Raw genomic sequence first — 14,879 nt, 5'->3', positions numbered from 1 at the left:
AGAATGTCAACGTTGAAAAAGGGGTTCATTGCAGGCGGTAAAACAGCCTGGTCTTTAAGTAAAGTTATTTTTCCAATTACGTTTATTGTGACAATTTTACAATTTACACCAATATTACCTTGGCTCATTGACTTGATTGAACCATTCATGGGAATTCTAGGATTAAGTGGTGAAGCCGCTATTCCCCTTGTGCTAGGGAACTTTTTAAATTTATATGCAGGGATTGCTGGAATACTTTCAGTTGAGTTGACTGTCAAAGAAGTGTTTATTCTTGCAGTTATGCTATCTTTCTCCCACAACATTTTCATTGAAACAGGTGTTGCATTAAAGGTAGGAGTAAAACTATGGGTAATTCTTACTGTCAGATTTGGTTTAGCGATTTTATCTGCTTTAGTGATTCGATTTCTTTGGAACGGTGGAGGAGAAATTGCAAAGTATGGCTTAGTTCCTGCACAAAATCCTAATCCGGACGGTTGGGGAGAAATATTATTACTTGGACTCCAAAAAGCGGGTTTAGGGATTTTGCAATTATTAATTATTGTCATTCCTTTAATGATTGTCGTGCAATATTTACGTGACTATCATTTCTTAGATAAATTATCAAATTTACTGGCTCCATTGACGAAAGTAATTGGAGTAAAACCAAATGCAGCGATGACATTAGTTGCTGGATTAGTAATTGGTTTAGCCTATGGAGCAGGTGTGATGATTCAATCAGTACAAGAAGATGGTGTGAGTAAAAAAGATGCTACATTATGCTTTATCTTTTTAGTTGCATGTCACGCGGTGATTGAGGATACGCTTATTTTTACGCCTTTAGGAATTCCGATTTTACCTTTATTAATTATACGAGTAATTACAGCATTTGTACTGACGATTATTATTGCATTTATTTGGAATAGAACAGAACTAAAGGCATTAAATAGGGAAGTGGTCCAGTAAGAATGAAAGCCTTATTATTTGACTTTGATGGAACGTTATTAAATACAAATGAATTAATTATCCAAACATTTATGCATGTATTAAACGACAAATTTCCTGGGCAATATTCGCCACAAGATTGCATCAACTTCATTGGTCCATCATTAAAAGAGACTTTTGAACAAATTGCGCCAAATGAAGTCGATGAAATGATTGCAAAATATCGCCAATGGAATCATGCTTATCATGATCATTATGTGAAAGAATTCGATGGTGTCAATGAAACTTTAGAAGAATTAAAAAAGCAAGGGCATAAATTAGCGATTGTCTCAACGAAAAAAAGGGATACAATCGAACGAGGACTTCAATTCATGAAAGCAGAACATTACTTTGAATTCTGGATAGGTTTAGAAGATGTTACGAAAGTAAAACCGGATCCGGAACCTGTTTTACTAGCATTAGAGCGTTTGAAAATGCCAAAAGAGAAGGCTTTGATGATTGGGGATAATTATCACGATATTTTAGCAGGAAAAAATGCAGGTATAAAAACAGCTGGAGTTGCTTGGTCAATTAAAGGAGAAGAATATTTACGACAATTCCAACCGGATTATATGCTGCATCATATTTCCGATTTACTAACAATCGTGAAGGGGTTGTAATATGCGGAGAACTGAAACATACAAAGTTCAAGGAGGCGCCAACTCTTTATGGCATGTATATAAAACCGTTTCTTTTTGGAAGGTTGTAAAATGTTTTATCTTTATTCAAATTGGTCGAATTACTCCGTTTATGGGATTAAAAAATTGGATTTATCGCACCTTTTTGAAAATGAAAATCGGAAAGAGAACTTCTCTTGCGCTAATGGTAATGCCTGACACGATGTTTCCAGAGCGTATTTCAATTGGTGATAATACGATTATTGGATATAATACAACGATTTTAGCTCATGAATATTTAATTGATGAATATCGATTAGGCGATGTGAAAATAGGAAATGAAGTGATGGTGGGAGCGAATTCCACCATCTTGCCTGGTGTCGAAATTGGCGATGGAGCAATCGTTTCGGCTGCTACATTAGTGAATAAAGATGTTCCAGCTGGGGCGATGGTCGGTGGAAATCCCATGCGCATCATTTTCACAGCTGAAGAAATGGCGGAACGGAGAAGAAAAAAACAGGCGAGTGGGAAAGAGGATGTTTAGAAAGATGAATCTTTCTAGGCATCTTTTTTTATAAAAATAAGAAGCAATATTGCTTAAATTATCTGAATAGTAGCAACAGTTTAGAAAATATATCATTTCCTATTACCACCAATTTTGAATTGACGAATCTTTAAAAGTTCGATAAAATGCTTTCATATACTAATTCTCTAATTATCTAACACTCTAATATGTTAAAGTATAAATAACAGGATGTGTGAATATGTCATCAATCAAAAAGTTTGAAAAACCTCTAGGAATGAGAGATACATTCCCGCCTATATATGAAAAGATCGAAAGAACAAGGCAAATAGGTCGGCAATTTTTACGTTCACGTGGGTTTGATTTTATTGAGACACCAACTTTAGAATATTACGATACTGTTGGAAAAGCATCAGCTATTTCTGACGCATCCCTATTTAAATTGGTGGATAGCCAAGGAAATACCCTTGTCTTGCGTCCCGATATGACGACCCCCATTACAAGGGTTGCGACATCTAAATTATTAAAAGAAAAAATCCCACTCCGACTAGCTTATTCGGCAAATGTTTTCCGTGCGCAACAAATGGAAGGTGGAAGACCAGCCGAATTTGGTCAGATGGGCATTGAAATTATTGGAGATAAATCGGTTTACGCTGATGCGGAAGTACTGATAATAGTAATCGAATTGATGAAAGAGTTTGGAATTGAATCATTCAAATTAACCATTGGGCATGCAGGTGTACTGCATGATATTTTAAATGATTATACAGACCACGATTATCAACGGGAAACTTTACAAAGATTGCTTGTTGAGCGTAACTATGTGGGATTTGAAGAAGCGGTGCATGAATTTGATTTGCCTGTAACAAAAGCAAATGCATTGCTCGAATTTATTAATGAAGCAACAAACTTAGCTGCCATCGAAGATATGGAAAAATATGTAAGGAAAAACGATGGTGTAGAATATATGAAACAACTTGCTAAATTAATTGAAGCATGCAGTCTTTCGCAATATGTTTCTTTCGATTTTACACTATCTAGCCACATGAATTATTATACTGGCATGTTATTTGAGATTTTCGCATCAGGAAGTGGTTTCCCACTTGGAAATGGTGGACGTTATGATGGTTTATTAAATTTGTTCGGTAGTGATGTAGGAGCAACAGGTTTTGGCATTCGCATCGATCGACTTCTTGAGGCATTGCCTAAAGAAGAAATGGTTGAAGAGACTGTTTGCATCCTATTTGAAGATGAGGAATTTAATAGGGCGTTAGAACTTGCAAATACGTTAAGACAACAGGGTGCTCGTGTAACGGTACAAGCGAAAGAAGGATTGATTAATAAAGATGCATTTACAAAATTGTTTAGTCGGGTCGTTGAATTGAGCCAGGGGGAAGAACAATGAATAGTGAATTAACGATTGCTATGCCGAAAGGACGCATTTTTGAAGAAGCGTTTCAAATGTTAATAGATGCTGGATTTCAATTGCCGGAAGAAGTGGAAATGTCACGGAAGCTAATGATTGAAATTCCAGAAGAGAACATTCGATTTATTTTAGCGAAACCAATGGATGTTCCCGTTTATGTAGAGCATGGCGTTGCAGATATTGGAATTGCAGGGAAGGACGTATTATTAGAACAGCAAAGAATTGTGCATGAGCTATTGGATTTAAAAATTAGTAAATGTCATATCGCATCAGCAGGCTTGCCAAATACAGAAATGGATGAAATTGCACCTCGCATAGCTACGAAATATCCAAATATTGCAATGAATTATTATAAGGGCATTGGTGAGCAAGTGGAAATCATTGAATTGAACGGGTCTATTGAACTTGCGCCGATGATTGGTCTTGCTGATCGCATTGTGGATATTGTTTCAACGGGAAGAACATTAAAGGAAAATGGACTAGTGGAATATGAACACATTGCCGATGTGTCTTCTCGTTTAATTGCAAACCCAGTAAGCTACAGAATGAAAAATGCACGAATTCAAGAAATTGTATCCCGATTGAAGAAAATTGTGAAATAGAGGGAAGGTCAAACAACATGAAAATTTCTAAGTTATCTAAAAACATTTCGTTAAAAAGAGAACTTGAGAGCGGAAATGAAGAGCAGCTAAAAACGGTACGTCAAGTGTTGGCAGATGTTCGTGAAAACGGCGATCAAGCTGTTCGTAAATATACGGAAATGTGGGATGGAATTGTTCTTTCTGATTTACGTGTGACAGAAGAAGAAATCAATGAAGCGCTTCAACACTTTGACCCTCAATTAAAGCAGGACTTAGAAGAAGCGGCAAACAATATTCGCAATTATCACGAAGCGCAAAAAAGAAATGGGTATACATTGCCGTTAACTGACGGATCGTACCTTGCTCAACGAATTGTTCCACTAGATTCGGTAGGATTATACGTGCCGGGTGGGTCTGCCGCTTATCCTTCCTCTGTATTGATGAATGTTATTCCTGCTCAAGTTGCAGGGGTAAAACGCATCGTCATTACTTCTCCTTGTGGAAAGGATGGTAAACTTCCCCCTGCAGTTCTTGTTTCAGCTAACATTCTGGGCGTGAATGAAATTTATAAAATTGGCGGTGCCCAAGCGATTGCAGCGTTGGCCTATGGAACGGAATCAATTGCTCCTGTCGATAAAATTACAGGGCCAGGGAACATTTTTGTTGCATTAGCAAAAAGAGAAGTATTTGGTGAAGTAGCGATTGATATGATTGCTGGACCAAGTGAAATTTGTATAATCGCAGATGATTCGGCTTATCCAGATGAAATAGCAGCAGATTTATTAAGCCAAGCGGAACATGACAAACAGGCATGCGCAATTTTAATTACAACGAGCGAAAAGTTGGCACAAGCTGTGAGCGAACAGGTGGAAAATCAATTAAAACAACTTCCGAGAGAAGAAATTGCAAGAGCTTCTATTGAAAACTTTGGACATATTTATATTGCAGAAAATATGGATCAGGCAGTGGAAGCAGTAAATACGCTTGCACCTGAACACTTAGAAATTGTGACTGAAAATGCGGAAAAAGTGAGTGAGGGTATCCGCCACGCGGGTGCAATCTTTATCGGCCGTTACAGCTCTGAGCCGGTCGGGGATTACTTTGCTGGTCCGAACCACGTATTGCCGACAAATAGCACAGCGCGCTTTGCTAGCGGATTAAATGTAGATGATTTTATTAAAAAGACAAACATTGTTTATTATACAGAACAAACATGGAAAGAGAATGTGCAAAAAATTGCAAGACTTGCCCGCATGGAAGGTTTAGAAGCTCACGCAAGAGCTGTAGAATCGAGAGGTTGGAAGAAAGGTGAAAACTAAATGGCACAAACAAAGAAACGATTTGCTCAAATCGAACGAACAACGAAAGAAACGCAAATCAAAATAGAATTTTATTTAGATGGAGAAGGAAAAGCAGAAGTTGATACAGGTGTTCCTTTTATGGATCACATGCTCGATTTGTTTATGAAGCATGGATTGTTTGATGGGAAGATTGTTGCAAACGGTGATACTCATATTGATGATCATCATACAACAGAAGATCTCGGAATCGTTTTAGGACAAGCAGTTCGAGAAGCGTTAGGTGATAAACGAGGCATTCGTCGATACGGAAATGCTTTTGTACCAATGGATGATGCATTGGCACAAGTGGTTGTAGACTGCTCTAATCGTCCTCACTTAGAATATCGTGTTGCGCCTGAATTGAAGGAAAAAGTAGGAACATTCGATACGGAATTAGTACATGAATTTTTATGGAAGTTTGCTTTAGAAGCAAGAATGAATGTCCATGTAATCGTTCCTTATGGACATAACACACATCATATTATAGAAGCGATTTTTAAAGCCCTTGCTCGCGCGATTGATGACGCTGTTCAAATCGATCCACGAGTTAAAGGAGTACCTTCAACGAAAGGACTACTTACATGAAAATTGGTGTAATCGATTATGGCATGGGAAATTTATTTAGCGTTGTACAAGCGTTAAAAAAATTAGATGCAGAAGTAATTCTTTCATCCAAAACAGAGGTGTTAAGTGAAGCTGATGCTCTCATATTGCCCGGAGTCGGCGCTTTTCCTGATGCAATGAAGAAGCTAAAAGAAACTGGGCTTGATCAGTTTATTCGAAATGAAGTAAAGAACAGTAAACCACTTCTTGGCATTTGTTTAGGAATGCAGCTGTTATTTGAAGAAAGTGAAGAAGTTGCTCCGACAAAAGGTTTCGGATTTTTTGAAGGAAAAATCGTTCGTTTTTCTGGAATTTCTGAGCAGGGAGAAAAATACCGAGTTCCTCATATGGGCTGGAACTCATTGATATTTCACTCAATTCCAAAATGGTTAGAGGGGGAAGGAATGCCAGAGGACAAACATGTCTATTTTGTTCACTCTTATTATGCAAATACTACCTCCTCTCAAGTGGTGGCATCTGCCGACTATTTTAGTGTGAATGTTCCCGGCATTGTTCAAAGCGGCAATGTTTGCGGTATGCAGTTCCATCCTGAAAAATCAGGAGAATTCGGCGTTTATTTACTGAAAAAGTGGCTGCAAGGGGTGAATTAGATGTTAACAAAACGGATCATACCTTGTTTAGATGTAAAAGATGGAAGAGTCGTAAAGGGTATACAATTTGTAGGTCTGCGGGATGCAGGAGATCCGGTAGAATTGGCAAAGTATTATGATGAACAAGGTGCAGATGAACTTGTGTTTTTAGATATATCAGCCTCTTTCGAAGGCAGACAAACGATGGTTGAAGTTGTGAAAAAAACGGCTACAGAACTTGCGATTCCATTTACGGTGGGAGGCGGAATTCGCACGTTAGAGGATATGAAACGAATTTTACGAGCTGGAGCGGATAAGGTATCAGTCAACACATCAGCAATCGAAAGACCAGAATTAATTAGAGAAGGTGCAGATTATTTTGGTTCGCAATGCATTGTTGTCGCTATTGATGCACGTTATTCTGAAGAAGACGGTACTTGGATGGTTTATACCCATGGTGGGCGAAATAAAACGAATTGGACTGCTGTTGAATGGGCAAAAAAAGCGGTGGAACTTGGAGCAGGAGAAATTTTATTAACAAGTATGAATAGAGATGGCGAAAAAACAGGATTTGATTTAGCGTTAACGAAAGCAATTCGTGATGCGGTGACTGTGCCGGTTATCGCAAGCGGTGGTGCAGGCAATAAGGAGCATTTCCGAGAAGTATTACAAGATGCTGATGCTGACGCAGCCCTTGCAGCATCGATTTTCCACTATAAAGAAACAAGCGTGGCAGAAGTAAAAGCCTATTTGCGCGAAAAAGGAGTTTGTGTCAGATGATGGAAATCGAAAATTTAAAATTTGATGAAAAGGGTCTAATCCCTGCTGTTGTACAAGATGCACGTACGAAAGAAATATTAACAGTCGCTTATATGAATTTAGAATCGCTACATAAAACGGTGGAAACTGGGGAAACATGGTTTTTTTCACGTTCTCGTAATGAACTTTGGCATAAAGGAGAAACGAGCGGAAATACGCAGAAGGTTGTTTCAATAACAACTGATTGCGACCGAGATGCGCTAGTTGTTGAAGTCATCCCTGCTGGCCCTGCTTGTCATAATGGAACAACTTCCTGCTTCACAGAAATAGTTGTGGAGAAAGGGAAAGTTGGAAGCGTTGGTATTATCCCAGAATTAGTAGAAATCATTGAGAAACGCGAAAAAGAGATGCCAGAAGGAGCTTATACTACTTATTTATTCAATGAAGGCATCGACAAAATCTGTAAAAAAGTTGGTGAAGAAGCAACAGAAGTAGTGATTGGTGCGAAAAATCGAAATCCGGAAGAAGTGAAATGGGAAGCAGCTGATTTGATTTATCATCTACTTGTATTATTACAGGAACAAAAAATTAGCGTGTACGATGTGCTAGAAGTGTTGGTAGAACGCCATCAACAAAAGAGAGCGAGCACAAAAATTACAAAATAATTTCATCATTCTTTTAAAGCATTTGCCATGACGTAGGTTGGAAATGTGATATAATAAAATGGATTAGAAAAGGGACGTTTTTAAAACGTTCCTTATTTATTGTCTCGGAGGTTCATTTTGGAAAAGAAGCAACAGAAAGGTAAAAACAACATTGTCTCGTTTATTCCAGATGGTGAATATTATTTCAATAAAGCAATAAAAGCGTTGGAAAAGGACCAAATGGATCGAGCGTATAAATATATGAAAAGAGCTGCAGAATTGAGTCCGGATGATGCTCATGTATTAATGCATTATGGCCTATTAGAATTAAGCGCCCAAAATTTTGAAAAGGCTTATGAATTGATTCATACTGCATATTGCATTGAACCAGATGAACCGGAACATATTTATTATTTAGCGGAAGTGTCCGGTTATTTAGGTTTAATGAATGATGCAAAAAAATATGCAGAAAAATATTTAGAACTTGATCCTGATGGTTATTATGCATTGGAAGCTAAGGAAATAATCGATTTCGCTTATTTTGAACAAAATGAATTGGAAGATTTGGAAGAGGATTCATACGATCAATTCATTCAGCAAGAAAAAGCTCGTCGATTAATGGAAAATAGCCAATTTAATGAAGCGATTGAAGTGTTAGAAGAGCTTGTTGATCAATATCCTGAGCTTTGGGCTGCTTATAACAATTTATCTCTTGCATACTTTTATGTAGGAGATTTGGAACAATCAAAAGCAGTTTTACATCATGTTCTTCGAGAAAATGTTGGAAATTTGCATGCATTATGTAATTTAACCATCATTGCATATTATGAAAAAGACGAGTCAAATCTGAAACAATTAGTGGACATATTAAAAAAAGTACATCCATTTGATTTTGATAATCGATATAAACTTGGTGCAACATTAGCATTGATTGGAGAATATGATTTAGCCTACAAATGGCTTCACAGCATGTCGAAACGAATGGCACCAAGTGATTCAGGTTTTTATTTTTGGTTAAGTCAAGCGGCTTACTTTTCCAATCATGTGAAGGAAGCTGAAAAAGCTTGGGAAATGTTAATTCGTATTGATCCTTCGAAAAAGGGAATGGAGCCATGGAAACACATTAAAAATAAAGAAATCACAGAAATTCCAACGCTTGATCAAAATCGAGAATACATTATTAAGAAAATTAATAGCGATTATCCGGCACATCGAATGTTTGGCTTTTTCCTGCTCAGTAAATCGGCATTTAAACAGGAAATTATTTCTCATCCAAAATTAATAGATCTTTCAAAATACAACGGCTTAGAAAAACTTTGTTTAGCTTATGCACTTAATCATCAATTTAATCTTAAAAACAAAATGGAAAGAAATTTCACTCGTTTAATTGGAGTGGCGGAAGAACTTTATAATAAAACGGAAGCATTAACATTTGAATTACAGTACTTATATCAAATGTGGTTTGTCCTATCTGAAAAAGCCTTTTTGAATGGCTATGAATTTAAAAATGTAAAAGCTCTTGCTGCTGCAGTGGAATATATGTATTTTTCAACGGTTCAGTCAAATCGAGTGACGAAAAAACAATTTGCGGAAAAACACGAAATTACTGTTTCTACATTAACGAAGTATGTTGACCAATTACTAAAATTTCTACCTTTTGACGAGGAGTAAGCAAACTATTTGAAGTTCCTAATTTATTAGACTACATTAGAAGTAATTAGGAGGAATTAAAAATGGCTGAAGAAAAAATTTATGATTGCATCATTATCGGGGCAGGTCCAGCAGGGATGACTGCAGCGGTATATACTTCACGTGCAAACCTTTCAACTTTAATGTTAGAACGTGGAATTCCTGGCGGACAAATGGCAAATACGGAAGAAGTGGAAAACTATCCAGGATTTGAATCCATTTTAGGACCAGAATTATCAACAAAAATGTTTGAACATGCGAAAAAATTCGGTGCGGAATATGCTTATGGCGATGTAACAGAAATCATTGATGGCGAGGAATATAAAATCATCAAAGCAGGATCAAAAGAGTATAAAGCTCGTTCCATCATCATCGCAACTGGTGCTGAATATAAAAAATTAGGAGTTCCTGGTGAAAGCGAACTAGGAGGCCGTGGTGTAAGTTATTGTGCAGTATGTGACGGAGCTTTCTTTAAAGGAAAGAATTTAATTGTTGTCGGTGGTGGAGACTCAGCAGTTGAAGAAGGAGTATATTTAACTCGATTTGCTGAAAAAGTTACAATCGTACACCGCCGCGATAAATTACGTGCACAGAAAATCTTACAAGACCGCGCTTTCGCTAATGAAAAAGTTGACTTCATTTGGAACCACACAGTGAAAGAAATTAACGAGAAAGACGGAAAAGTCGGCAGTGTAACGCTTGTTTCAACAGTAGATGGTTCTGAAAAGGAAGTTCCATGTGATGGTGTCTTTGTTTATATCGGTATGGTACCATTAACTGCTCCGTTTAAAAATTTAGGTATTTTAAACGATGATGGTTATATTATGACAAATGAAAAAATGGAAACATCTGTAAAAGGTATTTTTGCAGCAGGAGACGTACGTGATAAAATGTTGCGACAAATTGTTACAGCAACGGGAGACGGAAGTATTGCAGCCCAGTCTGCGCAACATTATGTTGAAGAACTAAAAGAAAAATTAGTGAACAAAAGGTAATGAGAAATTAACTATATTGTAACTTTTATTACCATTGATAAGGGGTATAATAAAATTAGAATTTAACCCCCCTTTTAGATTTATATATTTTGTTGTTTCCATTTTGGGAACAACTTTTTTTTTGAATATTCTACGGAACGCCTTCCAATCATAAATTAAAATAATAGATTGTTTCCATAGCATTTTTTGTACCGAACGAAAAGAGTCGCGGTATAATAACAGTAGTAGGAGTAACAAAGATTCGAGGTGTCGTTTATGCAAAGAATTGCAAATTTATTAGCAATACAAGATGGACAAGTTCTGCTTCTTAAAAAACCGAGAAGAGGTTGGTATGTCGCACCAGGCGGGAAAATGGAAAGCGGTGAATCCATTGTTGAAGCAGCAGTAAGGGAATTTCGAGAGGAGACGAATGTTACTCCTAAAAATGCCCATTTAAAAGGTGTCAATACAATTGTTATTAAAGAAAATGATGAAGTAATTGATGAATGGATGCTATTTACATTTGTAGCGACTGGTGTTGAAGGAATTCCAAATAAAGAAAATCGAGAGGGAATTTTAGAGTGGCGTCTAATTGAAGATCTTTACCACCTCCCAATGGCGGAAGGGGATCGAAAAAATTTATTATTTGCAGCGCTAAAACAAGGGATTCAATACGGTACGTGTGTATATACAAAAGATTATGAATTAATCGAGGCGAAATATCAAACTTCGATGGAGCTAATCGAAGGGGATGAAAAAAATGGGTGAAATCGATCACGAACATGAATTAGTCATCATTACTGGCATGTCCGGTGCAGGCAAAACAGTAGCTGTTCAAAGTTTTGAAGATCTAGGGTATTACTGTATAGATAATTTACCTCCAGAATTGTTAACAACTTTTTTAAGATTGATGAAACAGTCGAAAAAAAGAATTTCAAAAGTTGCAGCAGTAATGGATATGCGAGGGGGAGAATTTTTCAACTCTCTCATTGATGCACTTGATATTTTAGAAAAAGAGAAAAATGTAAAGATGCGAGTTTTATTTTTAGACGCAGATGATGAAACGCTCGTTCGTCGATATAAAGAAACGAGACGCCAACATCCGTTAGCACATGGAGGATTACCTCTAGATGGAATAAAAAAAGAAAGAGCAATGCTATCAGAGCTAAAAGGCAGGGCTCATTATATTTACAATACCTCCAATATGAAACCACGAGAGCTTCGTGAGCGAATTGGAGAGGAATTCGCCGTATCAACGAGTCCAAAGTTTTCAATCAATGTGATGTCTTTTGGCTATAAAAATGGAATTCCTATTGATGCGGACTTAGTATTCGATGTAAGATTCTTAAAAAACCCTTATTATGTTGAGGAATTGCGCAATAAAACAGGGTTGGATAAAGAAGTCTATGATTACGTTTATAGCACAAAGGAAACACAACTATTAATTCAAAAATTAGAAAACTTATTTGATTTTATTATTCCTCAATATGTTAAAGAAGGAAAATCGCAATTGGTGATTGCCTTTGGATGTACAGGCGGTCAACATCGCTCTGTAACATTAACTGAATATTTTGGAAAATATTTAAGTGAAAAATATCAAACTGAAATAACACACCGTGATATTCGATCTTAGAGAGGATTGTTTTAATGGAAAAAATCAATATCGTTGTCATTGGAGGAGGGACCGGTTTATCAACAGTATTACGCGGGTTAAAACTCTATCCATTTCATATTACTGCCATTGTCACGGTAACGGATGATGGCGGTTCTTCCGGAAGACTTCGGGATGATTATGATATTCCGCCTCCTGGAGACATTCGGAATGTCATTGCCGCTTTATCTGATACGGAGCCTTTAGTGGAACAGATGTTTCAATATCGCTTTTCCAATTCAAAAGATCTTGGGGGTCATTCATTAGGGAATTTAATGATTACCGCATTGACTGACATCATTGGCGATTTTTCCAGTGCCATTGCCGAGATGAGTAAAGTGTTGAAAGTTCACGGAAAAGTTATTCCATCCGCAAATAGACAAGTGAATTTACATGCAGAATTATGGGACGGAGAAATCATAAAGGGTGAATCGAAAATTCCTTTATCCAACAAACGCATAAAGCGCGTTTTTTTAGTGCCAGAAGATGTAAAGCCCCTTCCAGAAGCAATAAGTGCAATCAAAAATGCAGATTTGATACTAATCGGTCCTGGTAGTCTTTATACAAGCATCATACCGAATTTGATAGTGAAAGAAATCGGTGAAACTGTTGTACAATCGAAGGCTAGAAAAATTTACATTTGCAATTTAATGACGCAACAAGGGGAAACGAATCAATATAAAGCGGCTGATCATGTCAAAGCAATATATGAGCATGTCGGGAAACCGTTCTTAGATGCCATTTTAGTGAACAGCAATGATTTGCCATCCCTCATCAAAGCAAATTATAAAGAACAAAACGCTGAACCTGTTAAAGTTGATGTGGAAGAATTAGAAAAGCTCGGATTAGAAATAATTAAAAAAGATATCGCTACAATTAAAAACGGCGTTGTGCGACATGAAGGTGAAGCGATTGCAGAATGGTTACTCGATTACTCATTAAAAATAAAAAATTAGTATGAACGATTTACATAAGAGAGGGGGGCTTCGATGTCATTTGCTTCAGAAACGAAAAAAGAATTGACTCAAATTGAAGAGAGCGATCAATGTTTAAAAGCAGAAGTCTCTGCAATGATCCGCATGAATGGGACGCTCTCTTTTTCAAATAAACAACTTAGTTTAGATGTGCAAACAGAAAACGCTGCAATAGCTAGAAGAATTTATACGATTATTAAAAAGCTTTATCCGTATAATGTAGAATTGCTGGTTCGCAAAAAAATGAGATTAAAGAAAAATAATGTTTACATTTGTCGAATTCGTGAAGGTGCGCAAGAAATATTAAAAGACCTTGATATTTTACAAGGAGAGTTTCAATTAAATCATTCTATTTCCCAATCGTTATTGAAAACAGATGAGCAAAAAAGAGCCTACTTAAGAGGGGCTTTTTTAGCTGGTGGTTCTGTTAATAATCCAGAGACGTCATCGTATCATTTAGAAATTTATTCAATGTATAAAGAGCATAGTGAAGCGTTAGCCAATTTGATGAATGAATTTCAATTAAATGCGAAAACCATTGATCGTAAAAAAGGGCACATTACTTATTTAAAAGAAGCGGAAAAAATTTCAGATTTTCTTGGCTTAACTGGCGCATTTCAAGCGATGTTAAAGTTTGAAGATGTTCGTATTTTACGAGATATGCGTAATAGCGTAAATCGAATCGTGAATTGCGAAACAGCAAACTTAAATAAAACCATTGGTGCAGCATTAAGGCAAGTAGAAAACATAAAATTTATTGATCAAACAATTGGTATCGATAATTTGCCAGAAAAATTGCGAGAAGTCGCTAGGCTACGCATCGAACATCAAGATGTCACGTTAAAAGAATTAGGAGAAATGGTGTCGACGGGAACAGTCAGCAAGTCAGGAATCAATCATCGTTTAAGAAAGATTGATGAAATTGCCGAAAAGCTGCGCCGTGGCGAAAATGTAATAAAATAATAAAATTGAATTCACATTGTTCTTTTTAAATAATTTCGTTAAGATAGATATAAAATGAGATGAACGGTTTTAGAAAGGGTGTGAAAATGAAAATGGTTGAAACCACAGTGGAGGTTAAACTGAAGACCGGCTTGCAAGCTCGACAAGCGGCGTTGTTTGTTCAAGAGGCGAATCGTTATAAGGCAGATATTTTTCTGCAAAAAGATGATAAAAAAGTAAATGCAAAATCTATAATGGGAATCATGAGCTTAGCCATTGCAAGAGGTACAACAGTAAAATTAATCGCTGAGGGTAATGATGAAAATGAGGCAATTGAAGGATTATCTTCCTTCATCCAAAAAGAAGTTTGATTTATGAAAAAATTGAAAACGCTCGCAATTTTTCGAATTATTTCGAGAATTGTGAGTTTTTTTATTTTTAATTATTCAAACAAATTTTCAAGTGGGGAATATAACAAAGAATAGGGTTTTTTGAACGAAACGATATATTAGTATAAATTATGATGAATATTTGATATGTCGATTTGAGTAAAGACGGCAAGTAAACTTGTCGCATATGTTTTGTCGCAATTTATTAGTGACAAAA

Annotated in this window: 17 protein-coding genes; all 17 read left to right on the top strand. The window is 36.6% G+C overall.

Annotated elements, in window-relative coordinates; translation table 11 throughout:
* The first annotated feature begins 3 nt into the window (after nucleotides 1–3).
* Nucleotides 4–942 carry a nucleoside recognition domain-containing protein gene (locus tag UtA1_RS15070; protein WP_096551898.1) on the top strand — a complete coding sequence of 313 codons (939 nt, stop codon included), beginning with the start codon at nucleotides 4–6 and terminating at the stop codon, nucleotides 940–942.
* 2 nt (nucleotides 943–944) lie between these two features.
* Nucleotides 945–1,580 (top strand): pyrophosphatase PpaX, encoded by a 636-nt coding sequence (gene ppaX, locus UtA1_RS15065; RefSeq protein ID WP_096551896.1) that lies wholly within the window; start codon nucleotides 945–947, stop codon nucleotides 1,578–1,580.
* Between the two features lies 1 nt (nucleotide 1,581).
* Nucleotides 1,582–2,121, top strand: a complete 540-nt coding sequence (locus tag UtA1_RS15060) for an acyltransferase (protein ID WP_096551894.1) — start codon at nucleotides 1,582–1,584, stop codon at nucleotides 2,119–2,121.
* 220 nt (nucleotides 2,122–2,341) lie between these two features.
* A complete protein-coding gene (locus UtA1_RS15055) occupies nucleotides 2,342–3,505 on the top strand; it encodes an ATP phosphoribosyltransferase regulatory subunit (protein ID WP_096551892.1) in 1,164 nt (387 codons plus the stop codon).
* Nucleotides 3,502–4,128, top strand: coding sequence for an ATP phosphoribosyltransferase (hisG, locus tag UtA1_RS15050; RefSeq protein WP_016838709.1), 627 nt, complete (start codon nucleotides 3,502–3,504; stop codon nucleotides 4,126–4,128). Before UtA1_RS15055 ends, hisG begins: the two co-directional genes overlap by 4 nt.
* Before the next feature lie 17 nt (nucleotides 4,129–4,145).
* A complete protein-coding gene (gene hisD, locus UtA1_RS15045) occupies nucleotides 4,146–5,426 on the top strand; it encodes a histidinol dehydrogenase (protein WP_016838708.1) in 1,281 nt (426 codons plus the stop codon).
* Nucleotides 5,427–6,032, top strand: coding sequence for an imidazoleglycerol-phosphate dehydratase HisB (hisB, locus tag UtA1_RS15040; protein ID WP_096551890.1), 606 nt, complete (start codon nucleotides 5,427–5,429; stop codon nucleotides 6,030–6,032).
* A complete protein-coding gene (hisH, locus tag UtA1_RS15035; RefSeq protein WP_096551888.1) occupies nucleotides 6,029–6,661 on the top strand; it encodes an imidazole glycerol phosphate synthase subunit HisH in 633 nt (210 codons plus the stop codon). The genes hisB and hisH overlap by 4 nt, the downstream gene beginning before the upstream one ends.
* Entirely contained in the window at nucleotides 6,662–7,420 is a 759-nt protein-coding gene (gene hisF, locus UtA1_RS15030) for an imidazole glycerol phosphate synthase subunit HisF (RefSeq protein WP_096551886.1), read from the top strand.
* Nucleotides 7,420–8,064 (top strand): bifunctional phosphoribosyl-AMP cyclohydrolase/phosphoribosyl-ATP diphosphatase HisIE, encoded by a 645-nt coding sequence (hisIE, locus tag UtA1_RS15025; protein ID WP_096552568.1) that lies wholly within the window; start codon nucleotides 7,420–7,422, stop codon nucleotides 8,062–8,064. The genes hisF and hisIE overlap by 1 nt, the downstream gene beginning before the upstream one ends.
* A gap of 117 nt (nucleotides 8,065–8,181) precedes the next feature.
* A complete protein-coding gene (locus UtA1_RS15020; protein ID WP_096551883.1) occupies nucleotides 8,182–9,714 on the top strand; it encodes a tetratricopeptide repeat protein in 1,533 nt (510 codons plus the stop codon).
* A gap of 62 nt (nucleotides 9,715–9,776) precedes the next feature.
* On the top strand, nucleotides 9,777–10,727 hold the full coding sequence (trxB, locus tag UtA1_RS15015; RefSeq protein WP_016838700.1) for a thioredoxin-disulfide reductase: 951 nt from the start codon (nucleotides 9,777–9,779) through the stop codon (nucleotides 10,725–10,727).
* Between the two features lie 255 nt (nucleotides 10,728–10,982).
* Entirely contained in the window at nucleotides 10,983–11,474 is a 492-nt protein-coding gene (locus UtA1_RS15010) for an NUDIX hydrolase (protein WP_096551881.1), read from the top strand.
* Nucleotides 11,467–12,339: an RNase adapter RapZ gene (gene rapZ, locus UtA1_RS15005; protein ID WP_096551879.1), complete on the top strand. Its 873-nt coding sequence runs from the start codon at nucleotides 11,467–11,469 to the stop codon at nucleotides 12,337–12,339. The genes UtA1_RS15010 and rapZ overlap by 8 nt, the downstream gene beginning before the upstream one ends.
* Nucleotides 12,340–12,353: 14 nt before the next feature.
* Nucleotides 12,354–13,313, top strand: coding sequence for a gluconeogenesis factor YvcK family protein (locus UtA1_RS15000; RefSeq protein ID WP_096551877.1), 960 nt, complete (start codon nucleotides 12,354–12,356; stop codon nucleotides 13,311–13,313).
* A 33-nt stretch (nucleotides 13,314–13,346) separates the two neighbouring features.
* On the top strand, nucleotides 13,347–14,294 hold the full coding sequence (whiA, locus tag UtA1_RS14995) for a DNA-binding protein WhiA (RefSeq protein ID WP_096551875.1): 948 nt from the start codon (nucleotides 13,347–13,349) through the stop codon (nucleotides 14,292–14,294).
* Nucleotides 14,295–14,386: 92 nt separating this feature from the next.
* On the top strand, nucleotides 14,387–14,644 hold the full coding sequence (locus tag UtA1_RS14990) for an HPr family phosphocarrier protein (RefSeq protein ID WP_026019099.1): 258 nt from the start codon (nucleotides 14,387–14,389) through the stop codon (nucleotides 14,642–14,644).
* Nucleotides 14,645–14,879: the final 235 nt, after the last annotated feature.

It is taken from the genome of Ureibacillus thermosphaericus, assembly GCF_002370195.2.
Taxonomy (GTDB): Bacteria; Bacillota; Bacilli; order Bacillales_A; family Planococcaceae; genus Ureibacillus; species Ureibacillus thermosphaericus.
The sequence above is the reverse complement of the archived record's forward strand: the minus strand, read 5'-3'. Positions and strand labels throughout refer to the sequence as shown.

What these genes read in the sequence shown, in the direction of transcription:
- hisF (WP_096551886.1), top strand. Translation starts at nt 6,662, where the DNA reads ATGTTAACAAAACGGATCATACCTTGTTTAGATGTAAAAGATGGAAGA.
- rapZ (WP_096551879.1), top strand. Translation starts at nt 11,467, where the DNA reads ATGGGTGAAATCGATCACGAACATGAATTAGTCATCATTACTGGCATG.
- UtA1_RS15055 (WP_096551892.1), top strand. Translation starts at nt 2,342, where the DNA reads ATGTCATCAATCAAAAAGTTTGAAAAACCTCTAGGAATGAGAGATACA.
- hisH (WP_096551888.1), top strand. Translation starts at nt 6,029, where the DNA reads ATGAAAATTGGTGTAATCGATTATGGCATGGGAAATTTATTTAGCGTT.
- UtA1_RS14990 (WP_026019099.1), top strand. Translation starts at nt 14,387, where the DNA reads ATGGTTGAAACCACAGTGGAGGTTAAACTGAAGACCGGCTTGCAAGCT.
- UtA1_RS15010 (WP_096551881.1), top strand. Translation starts at nt 10,983, where the DNA reads ATGCAAAGAATTGCAAATTTATTAGCAATACAAGATGGACAAGTTCTG.
- whiA (WP_096551875.1), top strand. Translation starts at nt 13,347, where the DNA reads ATGTCATTTGCTTCAGAAACGAAAAAAGAATTGACTCAAATTGAAGAG.
- UtA1_RS15060 (WP_096551894.1), top strand. Translation starts at nt 1,582, where the DNA reads ATGCGGAGAACTGAAACATACAAAGTTCAAGGAGGCGCCAACTCTTTA.
- trxB (WP_016838700.1), top strand. Translation starts at nt 9,777, where the DNA reads ATGGCTGAAGAAAAAATTTATGATTGCATCATTATCGGGGCAGGTCCA.
- hisG (WP_016838709.1), top strand. Translation starts at nt 3,502, where the DNA reads ATGAATAGTGAATTAACGATTGCTATGCCGAAAGGACGCATTTTTGAA.
- ppaX (WP_096551896.1), top strand. Translation starts at nt 945, where the DNA reads ATGAAAGCCTTATTATTTGACTTTGATGGAACGTTATTAAATACAAAT.
- hisB (WP_096551890.1), top strand. Translation starts at nt 5,427, where the DNA reads ATGGCACAAACAAAGAAACGATTTGCTCAAATCGAACGAACAACGAAA.
- UtA1_RS15070 (WP_096551898.1), top strand. Translation starts at nt 4, where the DNA reads ATGTCAACGTTGAAAAAGGGGTTCATTGCAGGCGGTAAAACAGCCTGG.
- hisD (WP_016838708.1), top strand. Translation starts at nt 4,146, where the DNA reads ATGAAAATTTCTAAGTTATCTAAAAACATTTCGTTAAAAAGAGAACTT.
- UtA1_RS15000 (WP_096551877.1), top strand. Translation starts at nt 12,354, where the DNA reads ATGGAAAAAATCAATATCGTTGTCATTGGAGGAGGGACCGGTTTATCA.
- hisIE (WP_096552568.1), top strand. Translation starts at nt 7,420, where the DNA reads ATGGAAATCGAAAATTTAAAATTTGATGAAAAGGGTCTAATCCCTGCT.